Source organism: Rhodococcus sp. 114MFTsu3.1, assembly GCF_000383555.1.
Lineage (GTDB): Bacteria > Actinomycetota > Actinomycetes > Mycobacteriales > Mycobacteriaceae > Rhodococcoides > Rhodococcoides fascians_E.
Map to the genome: position 1 here is coordinate 256,691 of NZ_KB911548.1, position 13,279 is coordinate 269,969.

13 protein-coding genes and 1 pseudogene are annotated in these 13,279 nt (G+C 65.0%); 9 read left to right on the plus strand and 5 right to left on the minus strand.

Annotated elements, in window-relative coordinates; genetic code table 11:
- Window positions 1-239: 239 nt before the first annotated feature.
- Window positions 240-377: pseudogene (locus tag H292_RS0111535) on the plus strand (hypothetical protein); the annotation flags it as partial.
- On the opposite strand, the gene H292_RS0111540 reads toward H292_RS0111535, so the two are convergent.
- Window positions 374-844, minus strand: a complete 471-nt coding sequence (locus tag H292_RS0111540; protein WP_020111529.1) for a MarR family winged helix-turn-helix transcriptional regulator — start codon at window positions 842-844, stop codon at window positions 374-376. The pseudogene H292_RS0111535 and the gene H292_RS0111540 overlap by 4 nt on opposite strands.
- Window positions 845-936: 92 nt before the next feature.
- Between H292_RS0111540 and H292_RS0111545 the strand changes: the two genes are divergently transcribed.
- From H292_RS0111545 to H292_RS0111560, 4 genes are all read left to right on the plus strand, one after another.
- A complete protein-coding gene (locus tag H292_RS0111545; RefSeq protein ID WP_020111530.1) occupies window positions 937-1,971 on the plus strand; it encodes an ABC transporter substrate-binding protein in 1,035 nt (344 codons plus the stop codon).
- A gap of 87 nt (window positions 1,972-2,058) precedes the next feature.
- Entirely contained in the window at window positions 2,059-2,505 is a 447-nt protein-coding gene (locus H292_RS0111550) for a MarR family winged helix-turn-helix transcriptional regulator (RefSeq protein WP_019667322.1), read from the plus strand.
- Complete coding sequence (locus H292_RS0111555; RefSeq protein ID WP_019667323.1) at window positions 2,502-2,924, plus strand: organic hydroperoxide resistance protein; 423 nt, start codon at window positions 2,502-2,504, stop codon at window positions 2,922-2,924. The genes H292_RS0111550 and H292_RS0111555 overlap by 4 nt, the downstream gene beginning before the upstream one ends.
- Window positions 2,925-2,935: 11 nt before the next feature.
- Entirely contained in the window at window positions 2,936-3,931 is a 996-nt protein-coding gene (locus tag H292_RS0111560) for an NADP-dependent oxidoreductase (protein WP_019667324.1), read from the plus strand.
- A 48-nt stretch (window positions 3,932-3,979) separates the two neighbouring features.
- Here H292_RS0111560 and H292_RS0111565 read toward each other — a convergent pair whose 3' ends face one another.
- Genes H292_RS0111565 through H292_RS0111575 form a run of 3 tightly spaced genes read right to left on the minus strand, consistent with a single transcriptional unit; the run spans window position 3,980 to window position 6,840 of the window.
- Entirely contained in the window at window positions 3,980-4,876 is an 897-nt protein-coding gene (locus tag H292_RS0111565; RefSeq protein ID WP_020111531.1) for an oxidoreductase, read from the minus strand.
- Between the two features lie 26 nt (window positions 4,877-4,902).
- Window positions 4,903-5,832 carry a glucosyl-3-phosphoglycerate synthase gene (locus tag H292_RS0111570; protein WP_020111532.1) on the minus strand — a complete coding sequence of 310 codons (930 nt, stop codon included), beginning with the start codon at window positions 5,830-5,832 and terminating at the stop codon, window positions 4,903-4,905.
- The gene (locus tag H292_RS0111575) at window positions 5,833-6,840 is read right to left on the minus strand and encodes an alpha/beta hydrolase (RefSeq protein ID WP_020111533.1); all 1,008 of its coding nucleotides are present in this window, start codon (window positions 6,838-6,840) and stop codon (window positions 5,833-5,835) included. It lies immediately after the preceding gene.
- 207 nt (window positions 6,841-7,047) lie between these two features.
- Here H292_RS0111575 and H292_RS0111580 point away from each other — a divergent pair, with 207 nt between their 5' ends.
- From H292_RS0111580 to H292_RS0111595, 4 genes are read left to right on the plus strand one after another with little or no spacing between them, the layout of a single operon-like run.
- Window positions 7,048-8,472: a condensation domain-containing protein gene (locus H292_RS0111580; RefSeq protein ID WP_020111534.1), complete on the plus strand. Its 1,425-nt coding sequence runs from the start codon at window positions 7,048-7,050 to the stop codon at window positions 8,470-8,472.
- Window positions 8,473-8,476: 4 nt separating this feature from the next.
- Window positions 8,477-9,940 carry an MFS transporter gene (locus H292_RS0111585; protein WP_231383818.1) on the plus strand — a complete coding sequence of 488 codons (1,464 nt, stop codon included), beginning with the start codon at window positions 8,477-8,479 and terminating at the stop codon, window positions 9,938-9,940.
- 31 nt (window positions 9,941-9,971) lie between these two features.
- Window positions 9,972-11,171 carry a lipase family protein gene (locus tag H292_RS0111590; protein WP_020111536.1) on the plus strand — a complete coding sequence of 400 codons (1,200 nt, stop codon included), beginning with the start codon at window positions 9,972-9,974 and terminating at the stop codon, window positions 11,169-11,171.
- Window positions 11,172-11,194: 23 nt separating this feature from the next.
- Window positions 11,195-12,094: a pseudouridine synthase gene (locus H292_RS0111595; RefSeq protein WP_027498768.1), complete on the plus strand. Its 900-nt coding sequence runs from the start codon at window positions 11,195-11,197 to the stop codon at window positions 12,092-12,094.
- 5 nt (window positions 12,095-12,099) lie between these two features.
- Here H292_RS0111595 and H292_RS0111600 read toward each other — a convergent pair whose 3' ends face one another.
- A complete protein-coding gene (locus H292_RS0111600; protein ID WP_020111538.1) occupies window positions 12,100-13,203 on the minus strand; it encodes a hypothetical protein in 1,104 nt (367 codons plus the stop codon).
- Window positions 13,204-13,279 lie beyond the last annotated feature (76 nt).

Here is a 13,279-nt window from a genome sequence, read left to right on the forward strand (position 1 = left end):
CGTGGGGTGGGGTCTCAGCGCATGGCGTCGCTGGCTGACCCACCCGGGGCCGGCCTGCTAAACCAGAAATACGTGCGCTGCATGGAACAGACGGTAGCACGCCTCTCCACGGGGGCGGGCGCGGCACCTGCGCTCATGCGTGCAGTTGGTTCGCCCAGCGGTCGCGAGGAGCCCCGAAGACCACGGACGGCGACGCAAGAGGGAACCCGGTGATGTTCCTCCTGCTCTCCAAAACCGATTCGATCGACGCGACACTGAATTCGGTTCCCGCCGAAAGGTTGTGGGTCGACCCGGATTGCGGGCTGAAGACACGCGGAACCGTCGAGGTCGAGGCGTCGCTGCGCAATCTCGTCGAGGCGCCGCGCGCCGTTCGCTAATTCTGACCTCGATCCTCCGGTGAGCGGCGAAGCGCGTCGTTCACCTTCGCGAGGATCGGCATGGCGTCCTCCACTGCCCGACGCTCGGCAGCGGGGAGCTTCGCGATTTCGGCTGAAAGTACCTCGATCCTGCGGTCGGCCCGGCGTTCGCGTCGGGCCGCCCGTTCGCCGTTCACCCGGAGCACGACGGCTCGGCCGTCGGCTGGGTCGGGGTGCCGGTCGATCAGGCCTTTGTCGACCAGTGTGCGCACCAGCGTGCTGACGGTGTTGGGGCGAAGTCGCAGTCTGGCGGCGACGTCACCGATCCGACTGTCCGGGAACGCCAGGATCGTTCGGACGACTTCGGCTTGTGCGAGCGGCAGCGTCTCGTCGGTACCGGAGATGTCCAGGTGGAGCCGAAGAACGCGGCGTAGGTCGAATGCGACCTCGAGAAGGCCGCGGGCGACGTCGTCGGCGGGGTGGTTCATGCCACAGAACTATATCTGACACAGATATTGTTTATTGACGCTGATGCAGGATAGCGTTACCTCATCTTGTCGATCTCGTACCCAGAGGCCTCGTGAAACGCGCACCGATCTTCCTGCCCCTTCTCGCCACCGCAGTACTCGTCACCGCATGCGGGTCGAGCGAGACCCCCGCCGACCCGAGCACCACACCGACGACGACTCTCGCGGCACCGGCGGTCGTCGAGGCCCCAGGCCCGACCGGCATTCCCGACGGGATGGGCTCCCCGGGAGTCGACGACGGTGTCTTCCCCCGCACCGTCGTTCATTTCGGCGGGTCGACGGAAATACCGGCCGAGCCCACGCGAATCGTCGTCATCGCCACCGGCCAACTCGACGCGGTACTGACACTGGGCGTCGTTCCCACCGGCGTTGCCTACGGTGACGGAGCAGCCCTGGTTCCGGACTACGTCGGCCGTGAATTCCCGCAGTTCAGCGCGGAGATGGCGGAGTTCGTCGACGTCGGGAACAGGCAGGCCCCCAACCTCGAGGCCATTGCGGCGCTGGAGCCTGATCTCGTTCTCGCGAACAAGGCTGCGTCCGAGGACATTTACGAGACGTTGTCGGCGATTGCGCCGACGGTGTTGACCGAGGGCACGGGCGTCAACTGGAAGCAGGATTTCCTGCTGCTCGCGGATGCTCTCGGCCGAACCGAGCAGGCGCAGTCGTTCGTGGACAACTTCGTCTCGCGTGCACAGGATCTCGGTAACGAGGTCGGCGACGACACCGTGTCGTTCGTGCGGTTCACTGCCGACCGCGCCCGAGTGTTCGGGGTTCCGTCGTTCGCCGGCTACATCGCCTGGGATGCAGGTCTTGCACGCCCGGAAAGCCAGCAGTTCGACAAGACGTCACAGGATTTCAGTGAAGAAGAGATCCAATCGGCCGATGCGGACTGGGTTTTCGTCGGCAGTCAGGACAACGGCCCGGGTTCCCGGCAGCAGACGTACACCACCAACCCCCTGTGGACCGGGATGAGCGCGTCCACCGAAGGCCACATCGTGACCGTCGACGACGATCCGTGGTACCTCAACGCCGGTCCGACGGCGGCGACGATCGTTCTCGACGGACTGACGGAGACGTTGACCCGGTAAAGCAGTCAGGATGGGGAACGTGCGCGTTCCCCATGTGCTTGCCTCGATAGGTTGCGCACAACTTAGTTGTGCACTACATTCGTTCCTATGTCAGACGACCTCGCACTCGACCGTCAGGTGTGCTTCGCGCTGTACTCCGCATCGCGGGCTACCACCGCGGTGTATCGCCCGATGCTCGAGCGCCTCGGCGTGACATATCCCCAGTACCTCGTCCTTCTGGTGCTGTGGGAGAAGGACGGGCGCGGAGTGCGGGAGATCTGCGCAGAACTGGATCTCGACACCGGCACACTGTCTCCGCTCCTGAAGAGACTGGAAGGACTCGGCCTCATCGAACGTCGACGCCTGGCGTCGGACGAGCGTCGAGTAGAGATTCATCTCACCGACGAAGGCAAGGACCGACGCCGTCATGCCCTCGACATCCCGAAAGAGCTTGCGGGCAAGACCGGCATGACCGTGCAGGACCTCGAACACCTCCGCGACTCGTTGATCACACTGACCAACGCGCTGCACAACACGAAAGGCGTATCGGAATGAAGACGATCTACACCGCAGAAGCACTGGCCACCGGCGAAGGACGCAACGGGCACGCCCGCACGTCCGACGGCCGTCTCGACCTCGACCTCGCGATTCCCGAGGCCATGGGAGGAAGCGGCAACGGCACCAACCCGGAGCAGTTGTTCGCCGCCGGTTACGCCGCGTGCTTCCACTCGGCCCTGCAGATGGTCGCTCGCCAGGACAAGGCCGACGTCACCGACTCGGCCGTCGGCGCCCGAGTCGACATCGGACCCAACGACGCAGGCGGCTTCCAGCTCGCTGTGACGCTCGAGGTGACCCTCCCCAACCTGGCACGTGACGAAGCTCAGGCCCTCGCGGACAAGGCGCATCAGGTCTGCCCGTACTCGAACGCCACCCGGGGCAACATCGACGTGACCGTGACGGTCACGGAAGACTGAGGCGATACCGTATGCAGTCCAACGAAATTCATCTCGCATCCAGGCCACACGGTGAGCCCACGCCGGAGAACTTTCGGACCGTGACCACCGAACTGCCCGCCCTGGAGGACGGTCAGATCCTGGTACGCAACCTCTTCATGTCGGTGGATCCGTACATGCGCGGACGAATGAACGACGTCAAGTCCTACGTCCCGCCGTTCCAGATCGACGCACCTCTCGACGGTGGAGCCGTCGGCGAAGTGATCGAATCGAAGAACAGCGCGATCTCCGTCGGCGACGCCGTCTCCCACGGCAAAGGATGGCGTGATCTCGCTGTCCTCGACGGTGATTCGGCTCGTGTCGTCGACCTGACGAAGGCGAACGCGTCGGCGTACCTCGGCGCGCTGGGAATGACCGGTCTGACCGCGTACTCCGGGCTGACCGCCGTTGCGCAGTTCGAGCCGGGCGACACCGTGTTCGTCTCGGGCGCGGCAGGCGCGGTCGGGTCCCTCGTCGGGCAGATCGCCAAGGCTCTGGGCGCTGCTCGCGTAATCGGCAGCGCAGGCTCACCGGCGAAGGTGAAGCGCTTGCTGGAGCTCGGATTCGACGCGGCGTTCGACTACCACGACGGACCGGTGAAGAAGCAGCTCGCCGACGCCGCACCGGACGGAATCGACGTCTACTTCGACAACGTCGGTGGCGATCACCTCGAAGCAGCACTTGCGTCCGCCAACAAGTACGGCCGGTTTGCACTGTGCGGGGCCATCTCTCAGTACAACGCCACCGAGCCGACCGCCGCGCCGCGCAACCTTGCCCTCGCCATCGGAAAGGAATTGACGCTCAAGGGATTCATCGTCGGTTCCTACAGCCACCTCGCGGGAGAGTTCTCCGAGAAGATGGCCGGATGGCTCGCCGACGGCGTCGTCGAGTGGGACGAAACCGTCGTCGACGGTCTGGAGAATGCGCCTCGCGCGTTCATCGGGCTGCTCCGCGGTGAGAACACGGGAAAGATGGTCGTCAGCATCTGACGCCCAGGCGCCGTGGAGGGCGATCCGATACCGGTCACCCCCACGGCGTCACCGACTCCCGAGAGAGGGAAAGCGCACTCCGGTCAGTCTTTCCGACCTGTCCCACAGCGCCTCCTGAACGGCGCGGTCCCGCGCAGGCCGACTGGGAGCGACGATCGTCGGATACCCTCGCAACTCCTGCCGACCGCTCGGTCCGATGTACAAGCCACCGGTGACCTCGGGTGATGTCGCTGCGTACAACTCGGGGAGAGCACCCATGTCCGCGGACTGGGCGACGATTCGGTTCCCCACCGACAGGAATGCGTCCTGTACGGACTCGGTGTGGCCCTGCAGGTTGGTCGTCGCGTAACCGGGGTGCGCGGCAACGGACTTGATCGCTGAATTCGCCGTGGTCAATCGTCTGTCGAGGTCGAGTGCGAACATCAGGTTCGCGAGCTTCGATTGCCCGTACGCCGGCCACCGACGATACGGCCGGCGCGAGTAGTTCAGATCGTCCAGATGGATCCGACCGATCCGGTGCAGGCCGCTGGACATGGTGACGACGCAGTCGGTGATCTTCTCGATCAGCAGCCCCGTCAGAGCGAAATGCCCCAGGTGGTTGGTGCCGAACTGCATCTCGAACCCGTCGGCAGTCCGGCGCTCAGGCAACGCCATCACGCCCGCATTGTTGATCAACACGTCGACGGTGTCGACGGTGTGCGCGAACGTCCTCACCGACGACAGGTCCGCCAGATCCAGTCGACGTACGTGCGCACGCGGCCCGATGCTGCGCGCGACCTCGTCGCCTCTGCCGGTGTCGCGGCAGGCGAGCACCACGTCGGCGCCGGCTGCCCCGAGGGCCCGGGCCGTCACCTCCCCCAGTCCGCTGTTGGCCCCCGTGACGATGAATCGTCTGCCCGTCTGATCCGGAATGTCCGACGTGGTCCAACCTCGCTGCGCGCTCACCGACCGAGCCTAACTCTGCAGCGGCGTCAGGACGCCCTGATCTCCTTGCTCGCTGTCGCGGACACCTCGGCCATCGGCGGCCGGTCGAGTCCCAGGACGTCGCTCGTGACGCCCCGGAACGGGTCGCTTTCGCAGCCGAACGTCGTCAGCCCGACGGCGGAGTCCGCGATGCCGAGTCGACCGAACATCGTCGCCATTATCTGCCTGCTCATCACCGCCAGCTCGGACGTCGGACGGTTGCGATGCTCCCGCACACCGAGGCCGACCTGACCGATCGAGTCGACGCCCAGGCGCCGATACGTGTCGATGAGAATCCCGATCTCGACGCCGTATCCGGGGGCGAACGGTATCGACGAGAGAAGCTCGCGCGTCCCGCCGTACTCGCCGCCCAGCGGTTGCAGAACGCCGGCGAGGTCCGGTAGCAAAGCCGACAGCAGGGGTCGCGCCACCATCTCGGTCACTCGCCCACCGCCTTTCGGGGACGTCATCCCGTCGCCTCGGAGCGGTCGACGATAGAACCCCTTGACCAACTGCACCCCGGTGTCCAGCAGCAGCGGTCCCAGAAGTGACGGCACGAACCGAGGGTTCGGGTCCAGTAGGTCGGAGTCGACGAACACCACGAGGTCTCCATCGGTCGCGGCCAGTGATCGCCACAGGACTTCCCCTTTGCCGGGTCGGGGTTGCAGATGCGGTACCGCCTGTTCGCGGGTGACCACTCGGGCGCCCGCACGACGCGCCTCGGCCGCCGTCGCGTCGACGGATCCCGAGTCCAGGACGAGGAGATCGTCGACGAGACCGCCGAGCAGAGGCAGGATGGACCGAACCACGGCCGCGACCGTCGCCTCCTCGTTCAACGCGGGGAGAACGACCGACACGGTTCTCCCCTGTTTCGCGGCCGTCAGTTCCTCGACGGACCACAGCGCCTCGCGCCACGAATTGCGCAGGACGTCGCTCATCTACGCCACCCCGAGCGACCGGGCCAGCAGTGGCCAGGAATCGTGCAGGTCGCCCTGCCAGTACCCCCACGAATGCGTGCCGTTGTCTCGGAAGTTGTAGTTCGCCGGGATCCCCAGAGAATCGAGACGAGCCTGCATCATGCGCGAACACCGGTCGGTCGCCGACTCGATCAAGGCTCCGACGGCCAACTGTTCCACGAGCTTTCCCGGACTACCGTTCACATCCGGCCCGTCGATGGTGTCGAGTGGCCCCGGCAGTCCGCTACCGCTGGAGATGTAGAGCTCGGTTCCTCTCAGCTTCTCCGCGTTCACGTACGGGTCGTTGTCCGTCCACGCCCGATCCGAGTCCGGACCCCACATGTTGAGAGTGTTTCCCCGACCGCGCATTTCGACGACGGATTTGACGTACGCACGCCCCAGCGGATCCGACGTCATGGCACACCCGGAGTACGACGCGGCTGCCGTGTAGAAGCCCGGATGGGCAAGGGCCAGTTGGAACACCGAGGTTCCCGCCATGGAGATACCTGCAATCGCGTTCGTTCCGTTGCCACGAAACTCCGCGTCGACCACCGCGGGCAGTTCACGAGTGAGGAAGGTCGCCCACTGGTTGCGCCCGAGAACTGGATCGTCGCGGTACCAGTCGGTGTAGTAACTTGCCGCACCCCCGGTGGGTACGACGACATTGACCTGCTGGTCGCCGAAGAACCCGGCGATGTCCGTGCGGTCGAACCAGCTGCTGCCACCGTCTCCACCGGCGGCACCGTTGAGCAGATACAGAGTAGGAGCAGGGATTTCAGGATTCGCGGCCCGGTACACCGTGACCGGAATCGGCCTACCCATCGAGGGAGAGAAGACGTCCACGACGCTGGTCCGGTCCGCGATCACTCGGTTCGACACAACCGCGGCACCGCCGCCGGGGTCTGCGCCCGCACCTCCAGCCGCAACGCAGGACAACAAGCACGCCGACGCGAGCGCGGCGAGCAGTTTCAGAGCAGGGCGGTGCGACATTTGTGAAATGGTAAGTCGGACTGCATCACCGATCGCGTCGACCGACGAGAATTGAGAGAAGTCGGCGTTGGAGCAGGCCATGTTTGGGCCGTCTCACAAGCCGGAAACCGTCGCCATGTCATGCCTGCACGACCATGATGGATCCCGCGTCGGCACGCTTCGTGCTGCGCATCCGAATACACCTTGTTGTCGGGAGAAGGGGTCCACGTGGTCAGTTTCGGTCTCATCGGCGATTGGAAACCACAGCCAGGACTGGTGACCACGTGGACCGCGACACCCGAGTCGAGGGCACGCGTGCATGCTGCGCCGCCGCACCCGACACCCGCGTCGCACATCCAGGAGGAATACCTGAAGTCCGCGTACCGAAATCGCGACTCGGGTTTTCGGTTCTCTCGATTATGTCTGGTCACCTTCGACATCTTCGAACCGCTGGACCCGGCCGCCATGGATAGCGCGATCAACGGTTTCGTCCGACGACACGACACGTTCTCGACGTGGTTCGTCACCGACGACACCGGTGTCGTGCGCCATCAGGCCTCAGCGGACGACATCGAGCTCGCACCGACCGAGCACGGCAGATTCGACGACGAGGAAGCCCTGCGCGTCCACGTACAGAACACGACACCCGGTCCGACGTCCTGGGACTGCTTCTCGTTCGGTGTGATCGACCGCGGTGACGGGTTCACCGTCTACGCAGCGGTGGATCACCTCGACACCGACGGGATATCTCAAGCACTGACGTTCTTCGAGCTGCGCTCGCTCTACACCGACGCGGTTGCCGGGACGCTGGACGTGCAACCCTGCCTCGGCAGTTACTTCGAGTACTGCGCCCGCGAACGCACCGCATCCGGCGAACTGACACTCGATTCGCCCGAAGTGCGTCAATGGGTCGATCTGGTGAAGGCCAACGGCGGAGACCTGCCGTCCTTCGCGCTTCCCCTCGGTGAGCTCGAGAAGTACACGCGATCCGAGGTGGCCACGCAGCCGCTCTTCGACCGAGCCGAGGGCGAGGCGTTCGACGAGGCCTGTGCCAGGTTCGGAGCGAAATTCATCGGTGGCCTTTTCGCTGCGGCGGCAATCACCGAGTACGAACTGGCCGGCCACCTCACCTACCTCGGCCTGACTCCGAAGAGCACGAGGAGCATGCCCGCCGAGTTCGGCGCGATCGGCTGGTTCTCCAGTCTCGTCCCCGTTCAATTCCCGGTCTCGGGGACCCAGACGTTCTCGCACCTCGCCGGGGTCGCGCAGCGCGCGTTCGACTCAGGAAAGGAACTGTCCGACGTCTCGTACCACCGCGTCCTCGAACTCGTGACACCCGACACGGGGATTCGAACCCGACCCGGGTGGTCGGCGCCGATGATTTCGTACGTCGATGTCCGTACGCTGCCCGGCGCGGACATCGTCTCGAGCGTCAACGGTGGACTCTTCGGAAATCAGGGCAGTTCCGACGAGGTGTACATGTGGATCAACCGATTCCAGAACGAGACCGGGACGACCTTCATGTACCCGGGCACCGACATCGCACGGGATTCGGTGGCGCGGTACAACGCCAAGATCAGTGAAATTCTGAAGTCCGTCGCGACCACCGGCGACTACTCGTTCGCCCAGTCGATGACCGGAAAAACCGCGTAGGACAGTGCAATCCCCACGGCGCACGGCACGGCGCAGGCTCGCCGCGTGCCTGGTGGCCGTGTTCATGTTGATGATCGACGTCACGATCGTCAACGTGGCTCTTCCGTCCATTGCCACCGACATCGATGCTGGTTCGAGCGCGCAATCGCTGATCGTGTCCTCCTACACGTTGGCGTTCGCATGCACCCTGTTGACCGGGGCGTGGCTCGGCGGGATCGTCGGCCGGAGAACGGTGTTCGTAACCGGGATGTCGGTGTTCGTCGCTGCGTCGATCCTGTGCGGGGCCGCCGATTCGCCGACACTGCTGATCGCCGCGCGAGTTCTGCAGGGCATCGCGGGCGGGATGGTGTCCGCTCAGACCGTCGCGATCATCGCCACAGCGTTTCCGCGCGAGCGCCACAGCGTCGTGTTCGCGCTGTACGGTGCCACCGCGGGCGGTGCCGCAATTCTGGGTCCGTCCGTCGGAGGGATCCTGGTCTCGTTGGACATGTTCGGGTGGGGCTGGCGGTCGGTGTTCCTCGTCAACGCACCGCTCGGCGTGGGGGCGATGGTGATCGCGGCCGCGAGCCTCTCGCGTGAGAAACCCACAGGGGTTCAGCGTCTCGACGTTCTCGGAGTTCTTCTGTCCACCCTCGGACTGGTCCTTCTGATCTATCCGTTGGCTCACAGTTACGAGCACGGATGGAGTATCGGCGGCACCTCGGCAGTGCTCGCCTCGCTCGCGGTCCTCGCGCTGTTCGTACTCCACGAACGGCGATGGAGCCGAGCCGGACGCCACACCATGGTGAGGCTCGATCTGTTCCGGCAACGGACGTTCGCACTCGGCTGCGCCCTGTCCGTTCTGATGTTCGGCTCGTTCACCGGCTTCTTCTTCACCGTCTCGCTGAGTCTGCAGTTCGGCCTGGAGTTGTCGCCGATGCGCACCGGCGTGATCACGTTGCCGTTCGCCGTCGGCGCCGCGGTGTGCTCGGTCGTGTCTCCGACCTTGTTCGCACGGCTGGGAACTCGGATGCTCCCGCTCGGCTTCGTCCTCTTCGGTGTATCCATGATGTGCTTCGCCGCCCTCACCTACCGTGAGGACACGGCACGCAGCCTCGCCCTGCTGGCACCACCACTGTTCGTCGGCGGCGCAGGCATCGGCGTGTTCGTCGCACCGTTGCAGACGACGATCGTCTCGGGCACCGACGACACGACCGTCGGATCGGCGTCGGGGTTGATCCCTACCGTCCAGCAGGTCGGTCAAGCCGTCGGAATCGCTCTCGTGGGACTGCTGTTCTTCCACCGACTGTCGACGCTGTCGGACGCACTCCCACCGGGCAGCACCGGGTGGATCGCCGCACAGCCGTACATCGTCGCTCAGCGTCACGTGTTCTTCGTACTGTCCGCCGTCGTCGCGTGTGCGGCGGTGCTTGCCTTCGCCTTGCCCAAACGGGTCGCGGGGCCGCCGCCCGTTCCCGTACCTGCCTGATCACCGCCCGCCCGAGAAGAAGGAAAGATCCGTGCGTTCTCGCATCACCGCTGTGTTCGTAGTGCTGGCAGCCGTCGGCGCCCTGGTCGGGTTTCCGGCCACCGCTGCCGCGGAACCCGTCGAACTGGTCGCCGATCCAGATGCGTTCTACGCCGCGCCCGCCGACGTGGCCGACGCCGCCAACGGCGACGTCCTCGACAGCCGACGTGTCCCTACGTCCGCGTACCCGGGCACCGACGTGTGGCAGGTCAAGTTTCGCTCCACCGATTCCGCAGGCGATCCCATCGCGGCCGTGACGACTGTCCTGATGCCGCAGGGACACGGTGAGGGCACGCCCCTCGTGTCGTACCAGGCGATCGTCAATGCCCTCGGCACCAAATGCGCACCGTCGCACGGGTTGTTTTCCGAGGAACTGATCGAAGCACCGGCCGTGTATCTGGGAATGGTCGCCCGCGGCTGGGCCGTTGCCGTGCCGGATTACCTCGGCCCGACGGCAGCCTACGGTGCCGCGCGCATGGCGGGCCAGATCACCCTCGACGGTGTACGAGCGGTGAAGCGGTTCGAGCAACTGCCGCTCCGTGACTCGCCGGTCGGCCTACTGGGCTACTCCGGCGGTGGACTCGCGACATCCTTCGCTGCTGCGCTCGCGCCGACGTACGCGCCGGATCTCGACATCGCCGGAATCGCCGAGGGTGGAATCCCGGCCGATCTGGCGCAGATCGCCCAGAACCTGGCGTACAGCCCGCTACCGCACCCGGGCTTCGGCATGGCGATGGCGGTGGCGCTCGGGCTCGAACGCGAGTACCCGGGTCGATTCCCCATCACCAGCAACCTCAACGACCGAGGAATCGCACTGCGCAACAAGATGTTCAACGAGTGCCGACGCTCGATCCTCATCGACGGCGCCTTCCACAGCGCTCGCGACCTGAGCACCGCCGCGTCACTGGCGGACACACCGAGTGCGCAACAAGTACTACGCGAGAACAGTGTCACCTTCTACGACGGAGTCCCGACGGCACCACTGTTCGTGTGGCAGGGCGTCAACGACTTCATCGCCCCGTACCAGCCTGTCGCCGACATGGTCGACCGATACTGCCGATCGGGCGCCGACGTCGTGTTCCGCGGATACCCTGCGGCCGAGCACTTCTCCGCGACCGTCCTCGGCCTCCCCGAGGCCTACCTCTGGCTCGACGCTCGGTTACGTGGCGAGCCCGCGCCGAGTGGCTGTTGATCCCGAGCAACTAGGGTGGGCGCATGGCGCGTGCTCCCCTACCCGTGCGCGACGGGCTCGGTCCGACTCGGATTCGGATGCCCTACGACCCGAGCCCTGTCACTGTGTTGCAATACCTGATTTCGCGGTTTCCGCAGGACGAGAGGAGGCTCCGCGAGAAGGTTGCGCTGGGTGAGGTCGTCGATGCAGGCGGCACTCCCATCTCGCTGGATTCCGTGGTGCGTCCTCGCGCGGACATCTATCTGTACCGAGACCCGCCCGTCGAACCGGTCGTGCCGTTCCCGATGGAGATTCTGCATCGCGACGAGAACCTTCTGGTCGTGGACAAACCGCACTTTCTGGCGACGACCCCCCGCGGTGCCTATGTGGCGCGGTCCGCGCTGGTCGTTCTCCGTCGGGAACTCGACCTGCCGGATCTGTCGCCCGCCCATCGCCTCGATCGGCTCACCGCCGGAGTTCTCGTGTTCACGATCCGGCCCGAGGTGCGGCGCGCGTATCAGGAACTGTTCGCGGCTCGTACCGTCACCAAGATCTACGACGCCATCGCTCGCCACGATCCGAACCTGACCGTTCCGTTGGTGATCAGAAGTCGAATGGTCAAAGAGCGCGGCGTTCTTCGTGCCGAAGAGGTACCTGGCGAGCCCAACGCCGAGACACTGGTCGAGGTCGCTGCCGTCCACGACGGCTGGGCACGGTACACGTTGACACCCAAAACCGGACGCACACATCAACTTCGATTGCACATGAGCTCACTGGGAGTGCCGATCGTCGGGGACAACTTCTACCCGACGTTCTACGAGGTCGCTCACGACGACTATTCCTGCCCCCTGGCGCTGTTGGCTCGTGAGCTGAGTTTCGACGATCCTTTCACCGGCGAACGGTGTGTCTTCGAGACCCGTCGAACGCTCGATTTTCCGTCCTGACAAGTCTATTTCGGCATCGATACGACGTCGCCCCGCGACGCGTTCTCCTCGGCGATCTCGGCCGTTCGCACCGAGATTCGGTGAGAAAGAACAGCCATTGTGGCCAATCCGATCGCGACATTGATCAGCGCCGTGAATCCTTCTTGCGCGAAATCGACCAAGGCATTCAGCAGAGTGAACACCAATGCGGCGATACGCAGGGATCGAAGTGGCCACAATCTGCCCTTGCGAAGCCGGAGCACGGCCGGAAACGCGAGCAGGAACGTGATCGCCGACGACGCGAACAGAATTCCGCCGGCAATTCCCATTTCGTCGATATCGATGGTCCTGTCGCGCGTGTCGAGATCGAGTCCACCGAGCGTCAGTTCGACCACCCCGAAGACCACACCGACGAACGACGCAGCCGTCATCGCCCACGCCACCACCGGAACCAGGCGCGGACTCTTCAGGAAGCCAGGGATCAGCCGCGGCGCGAACATGCGAGCGTCGTACAACCGCGAACGCGTCACCGGGGCACCCTCCAGCAACAATCGAAGACCGGCGACGGTATCGACCTCGGCGCCCTCGGCTTCCGCGCGGTCGACCATGCGCAACGCCCATTCCCGGCGATGATCCGGCAACCCGTGTGCGACGCCCTCCGCCGCGATCGCGGCCGCATTGGCCAGAGTCTCCTCGTGGGAAGGCCGTCGGGAATCCCGCACGATGCGGTTCAGCACGAGGACCACGACGACGAGGACGTACATGATTTCCGACGACGGCCCGTAGAAGTAGTCGTTGTCCTTGGTGACGAACTTGCCGACCTCGTCGAGGAACAGCCCGAATCCGACGCCGCCGAGGACGACGGCCAGCGCCCGGACACCGAACCCGATGAACAGCCACCCGACGAGCAACGCCACCATCATCAGCGCGCCGCCGTACAGCGCGTGTGCGATGTGCAGGGTCTTGCCACCCACTTGGGGGTAGTGGGTGAGTTCCAGATACAAGCGGGTGACGAGGATCGTCACGATCGCGATGATCATGAATGCTTCGGCGGCGGTGCTGCCGTACGCGTCACGGTGCACGCGCGAGTGCCGAACTCGGACGGTCGTGTGTGCGACGTCGGGGGTCACTGCACAAGTATGGGCGCGATCAGGGGCCGATGAGGGTGAAAAGGCGACGTCGGTGATGCGCGATAGCATCGCGGAC

Coding starts and splice junctions, on each gene's coding strand:
- H292_RS0111540 (WP_020111529.1), bottom strand. CDS start 844: ATGAACCACCCCGCCGACGACGTCGCCCGCGGCCTTCTCGAGGTCGCA.
- H292_RS0111550 (WP_019667322.1), top strand. CDS start 2,059: ATGTCAGACGACCTCGCACTCGACCGTCAGGTGTGCTTCGCGCTGTAC.
- H292_RS0111555 (WP_019667323.1), top strand. CDS start 2,502: ATGAAGACGATCTACACCGCAGAAGCACTGGCCACCGGCGAAGGACGC.
- H292_RS0111560 (WP_019667324.1), top strand. CDS start 2,936: ATGCAGTCCAACGAAATTCATCTCGCATCCAGGCCACACGGTGAGCCC.
- H292_RS0111570 (WP_020111532.1), bottom strand. CDS start 5,832: ATGAGCGACGTCCTGCGCAATTCGTGGCGCGAGGCGCTGTGGTCCGTC.
- H292_RS0111575 (WP_020111533.1), bottom strand. CDS start 6,840: ATGTCGCACCGCCCTGCTCTGAAACTGCTCGCCGCGCTCGCGTCGGCG.
- H292_RS0111595 (WP_027498768.1), top strand. CDS start 11,195: ATGGCGCGTGCTCCCCTACCCGTGCGCGACGGGCTCGGTCCGACTCGG.